The sequence below is a fragment of the Pseudomonas mangiferae genome (assembly GCF_007109405.1).
GTDB lineage: Bacteria > Pseudomonadota > Gammaproteobacteria > Pseudomonadales > Pseudomonadaceae > Pseudomonas_T > Pseudomonas_T mangiferae.
This window is the reverse complement of the sequence record NZ_VJOY01000037.1, coordinates 1-4,004: the sequence shown is the minus strand read 5'-3', so window position 1 is coordinate 4,004 and position 4,004 is coordinate 1. Positions and strand designations below refer to the sequence as shown.

The following is a 4,004-nucleotide window of genomic DNA, read 5'->3' as shown; positions in this document are numbered from 1 at the left end:
GATTGGGAGGCGGGCTCTCGGGCGGCGTGGATCCTGCCCACCTGCCCGTCGTCGGGATCAACGGCCCCATCAAACACTGATCAGGGAGGAACCGCCGTGGGTCAACCCGCTGCGCGCATGGGCGATGCCGCCCTGCACAAACAAGCCGAAGGCGCCATCCTGCAAGGCGAGCCCAGCGTACTCATCGGTCGGCTCCCCGCCGCCCGCGTCGGCGACCTGGTGAGGCACAACCATGCTGAAGAGCCAATCGTCGAAGGTGAACCCACTGTACTGATCGGCGGCCGCCCGGCGGCGCGTCTGGGAGATCTCGTCGCCTGCCAGGGGGCCATCGCAGTGGGCTGCGACAGCGTGTGGATCGGCCTGAATCGGCAGGGCGAGTGTTTGAAAGGCGCAGGCGAAGAGGGAATAGCCTTCGTCAAGACGTTGCATGAATGAGCACGCTCACGTATTCGGCGAAACTGGCTGCCCTGATGCCGAAAGACGCAGGCTCCCTTTACGCATTGGTAGATGCCAGTCGTCACCCTCGGTTTTCCGATGAGCTCAAGAAGCATGGCATTCGTGCGCACTGCCTGTTCAGCGGCGTGCTGGAAGCACGACTGGGTCGATACGCCCCCTACTGCGCCGAATTTCCGTTGAATGGCGCTTTAGCGGCGTTCTGGTTCAATCATGCCGGACAAGGGTGGCGAAACAACTGGGGATGGCTGTTCCAAAGTCACGCCACCCTCGATGACCTGAAACAACACTTCAAAAAATTCACCCTGGTCACGTTGCCAGACGGCAATGACGTGTTCTGGCGCTTTTACGATCCCCGTGTGTTCTGTCGTGTCATACCGCAGCTCAACCATGGGCAACATCAGGAATTCCTCGGCCCTTTGATCAACCGTATATGTTGTACCGAACCCCGCCATCGAACGATGCTCGAGCTGGTACCCCGACGAAATTTATCTCCCCTGATAGGGGGCATGACATTGGACGTTCATCGACACGCGTGGATGATGGAGTGAGGTCGTGAAGCTGACTGTCGAGCAATATAAACGCCTGTGTTCTGCACACAACTCGGAGCAACGTGACGCGTTCATCGCACTGGCCTGTCGCGAATGGCGCGGTGCAGAGCACCGCCTGATGGCTGGTTTTCCCACACTGGATGACAGGACGCTGACCGCGTGGGTAACAACCTGCTATGACGAATGTTTTTCTGAAGACATATTGGAAAAGCAGATCGTACTGAATTACTGCTTTCAAATCTTGCGCGCGGTCAACTTGGGCGCACAACGTGAGTTCGTTCAAGGCCTACGCAGTTATTTCAGAAGTGAATATACGTCTCGGCGGCGGGCGCTCGAATGGATTGCCTTCGTCGTGGGAGGTGCACACGACTATCAGGCCGCGCAATCTGATGAGGGTTTGACCCATGAGTAAAACGGTTCCTGCACCCTTGGTAGACACAGAGGAAATAAAAACCGCCCAGGCTGAGAAGACCCGCAATGATAAAACCGCTGAAGTCGCCAATAAGAACAGGGCCGATGCGGAAAAAGCCTATAAGGATATTGCGAAGAAAGCCGAGGGCGCTAATAAGAAAGCGGATGAGGCTGCAAGCACTGCACGCAAGCATCCGTCAGCCAAGAACCAGCAACGAGCGGACGCCGCCCAAGCCAACGCGGATACGGCCACTAGCAAACTCGAGCAAGCCCGTACCAAACTGGAAGATGCCTATGCAAAGGCTGCTGAGGCCGCAAAGGCCAAAGCGGAAAGCGATGCGGCCTATGCCAAGCTCAAGAATGAACAGCTCCAAAAATCCATGCCCTCGGAAGAGTTCGATGAAGTGCTCAGGCAGATCGAGCTCAATTGCGGCGTCGGGCATTTTGTGGACGGAGTAGTGAAACCTTGCCCCGGGCGTTTCAAAAAAAGAAACTGCGCAGGTACAAGTCCTCCTGATACCCAGCGTCTGAGCACGACTGCACAGGAGGCCATCAATAAAGATACGGGTACCTCCATCGATTATGACAAGCTTGCAGAATTCGAGGGAGGACAGGCCACGTCTGCCTATGTGCCATGGTGGCCCAAAGGTATGAAGATTAACGATGGTGCCATCACAGTAGATACGACTCGGGCCAAGGGAACGGAAGAGCTTGCCGGTGATAACCAGTCGGGTGTCACTGTGGGTACAGGGGTAGACCTAGGACAGCAAGATAAAAAAGTCTATTTTGAACGCTTGAAAAAAGCGGGAGCGACACAGGATTTGCTAGACAAGCTCGATCCCTACATGGGGTTAAAGCGGTCTGCGGCCTGTCGTTACTTGCGAGAGCACCCGCTGACACTGACGCAGGAAGAGGTGGACTTGATTGATTCCGAAATGCAAAAGGAAAAGATAAATGCGGTAAAAGATGTATTCAACGACTATACCCTTAAAAAGGGATACAACATAAATTTCGATGACCTTAGCGAAGCAGAGCGCACTATTTTAATGTCGAGGCAATATAACAAGGGAAACCTTGACTCTAGTGCAGATAAAAATCTCATGTTGTATTTTTCGCAAAACAAAGAAATGGATGCTGTTGCTACACTTACAGCTGAAAACTATCCAGGCATGAATACCCGAATAAAAAAAGAACACGACTATCTGGAGGGCTCTTATGCCAATGAAAAACAAGCACAGCCTTGAGTATTTTTTTTTGCTTATCTTTATGGTCGCAAGTATGAAAGCGTTTCCCTATGAAAAATTCCCTGTAAGACCCCTTGATGGATTGTTCGAAGTAGTTAGTTCTGATCCGTCAATTGAAGATGTCGACCCCAAACTATTAACTCCTGAGCTGCTTTATCTTAAACAGAAAATAAGGTTCAGCTACATGGGGCCCGTGGGGTTCGATTGGCCGCTGCGCGACGAATATAAAATAACACTATATCCTCCATTCTCTAAGAATTATTGCAAGCGCCATCAATGGGAATATATCTGCGACCTAAAACTTACTGATGCCCCTCTATCTTATGACGGAGTTCTAGAAACTGAGCGGCTCAAAGAGAACTCTCTTTCCGATGATAGATTTTTAAATAAGTACTTAAAAAGCCCCCCCTATCATTTCATTATGATGTACGCTGACGGACGCGCGACTTATGAGTTTTTCATGCTGGACTGGGATACATTAATTTATTCTCGCGGCTATGAAGCAGAGCCCGCCGTTGCAGGCGACAGAAATCGTATTATAGTGACGCAAATCCTCAAGAGAGTAAAGGAATAGAAATGTTTAAATATTCAATATTAAAAACAACTCTATCACTTATTCTCGTCGCGCTGCTTAGTTCTACTGTAGTGATGGCGAATGGCAAGTCGCTTGAAAAAACAGCACCTGAGTGCCCCGCCGTCATGGACGAATCAACCCGGCAGCAGCATATAGCCTACTTGCGCTGGAGTCTGGATAAGCTGCAGAGGGAAGCGCGAGACATGCGCTCAGGCAAGCCGCTTCCGCCTAAAGCGCTGGATCGTATTGCACGCGACAGTGTTGATAAAACGCTGGAGCGAGGCATTGAAAATGTAAATTTCGCGATCACGCTGTCGGCCTACACCGCATTGGCCGAGTACCAACAGCGTGACCCTTTGTTCATTTCTGAAATGCAGGATTACCTGTTCAACGCTTGCCGAGAAGACTGTTCCGACCCGATAGTCCACGCCGCGCGCGATTGGGTGGATTATGTGGTTCGCCCGAAAGAAAACACCGTGCTGCCAGAAGGGATGAACAAGCCGCCCTATAAAGCCTTGAAACCGTTCTAGCCCGGGCTCCATGGGCCGATACCGAAAGGCGACATGCGGCGCCTTTGAATGCAGTCGTCCCTTATCCGCGTTCGCCCGTCCTTCTCACCGCACCCGGTCGATCAGCAGAATCGCCCCCATAAACCCCGTCGATGACGGTATCGGCACGGGCGATTGGACGCCCGGCGCCCGGCCGACCTAGGCTGAGACGATCCGCCGCAGAGAATCCCGTCATGTCCCGCCCCCTGGCGCGTCCCCCCGC

General features: G+C 52.6%; 6 protein-coding genes. All 6 read left to right on the top strand.

Annotated elements, in window-relative coordinates:
* Positions 1–117: 117 nt before the first annotated feature.
* From FM069_RS22435 to FM069_RS21420, 6 genes are read left to right on the top strand one after another with little or no spacing between them, the layout of a single operon-like run.
* Positions 118–435: a PAAR domain-containing protein gene (locus FM069_RS22435; RefSeq protein ID WP_407681603.1), complete on the top strand. Its 318-nt coding sequence runs from the start codon at positions 118–120 to the stop codon at positions 433–435.
* A complete protein-coding gene (locus tag FM069_RS21440) occupies positions 432–1,004 on the top strand; it encodes a DUF4123 domain-containing protein (protein WP_143490443.1) in 573 nt (190 codons plus the stop codon). The genes FM069_RS22435 and FM069_RS21440 overlap by 4 nt, the downstream gene beginning before the upstream one ends.
* 4 nt (positions 1,005–1,008) lie before the next feature.
* Positions 1,009–1,416 carry a hypothetical protein gene (locus FM069_RS21435; protein ID WP_143490442.1) on the top strand — a complete coding sequence of 136 codons (408 nt, stop codon included), beginning with the start codon at positions 1,009–1,011 and terminating at the stop codon, positions 1,414–1,416.
* Positions 1,409–2,659 (top strand): pesticin C-terminus-like muramidase, encoded by a 1,251-nt coding sequence (locus FM069_RS21430; RefSeq protein ID WP_143490441.1) that lies wholly within the window; start codon positions 1,409–1,411, stop codon positions 2,657–2,659. The genes FM069_RS21435 and FM069_RS21430 overlap by 8 nt, the downstream gene beginning before the upstream one ends.
* Entirely contained in the window at positions 2,631–3,233 is a 603-nt protein-coding gene (locus tag FM069_RS21425; RefSeq protein ID WP_143490440.1) for a hypothetical protein, read from the top strand. Before FM069_RS21430 ends, FM069_RS21425 begins: the two co-directional genes overlap by 29 nt.
* Positions 3,234–3,235: 2 nt before the next feature.
* Entirely contained in the window at positions 3,236–3,763 is a 528-nt protein-coding gene (locus FM069_RS21420; RefSeq protein ID WP_143490439.1) for a hypothetical protein, read from the top strand.
* Positions 3,764–4,004: the final 241 nt, after the last annotated feature.